This is a genomic window from Alcanivorax sp. HI0044 (genome assembly GCF_001634945.1).
The window spans coordinates 1-488 of record NZ_LWEZ01001882.1 but is presented as its reverse complement, the minus strand read 5'-3'; the positions used below and the strand labels follow the sequence as shown (position 1 = coordinate 488).

The 488-nt window shown below is 53.3% G+C and carries 1 protein-coding gene; it reads left to right on the top strand.

From position 1 onward, the window contains the following. Positions 1–488: protein adenylyltransferase SelO family protein (locus A3730_RS28170; protein ID WP_197477710.1), on the top strand; the 488-nt coding region annotated here is incomplete at both ends.

The window sequence follows — 488 nt, the reverse complement described above, 5'->3', positions numbered from 1 at the left end:
GAGGGGGTAGATAACAAGGCGCTGGCGCTGTTCGAAACGGTGATGGATCGTCAGATAGATCTGGTGGTCAACTGGATGCGCGTGGGCTTTATTCACGGCGTGCTCAACACCGATAACGTTACCCTTTCTGGCGAGAGCATCGATTTTGGCCCTTGTGCATTCATGGACCGTTTCGACCCAAACACGGTGTTCAGCTCCATCGATCATCAGGGCCGTTATGCCTACGGAAACCAGCCCAGCATCACCCAATGGAACCTGGGCCGTTTTGCGGAAACCCTGCTCAGCCTGATCGACGAAAACATGGACACAGCGATCGAAAAAGCCACCGCGTCGTTGAAGTCATTCAGTCAGCGTTACGAAGAAAAATGGCGCGCCATGATGAACAAGAAACTGGGATTATTCGGCAGCGAAGCCGGAGACGACAAACTGATTGCCGATTTGCTCACCTGGATGCAGACACAGAACGCGGACTACACCAATACGTTCCG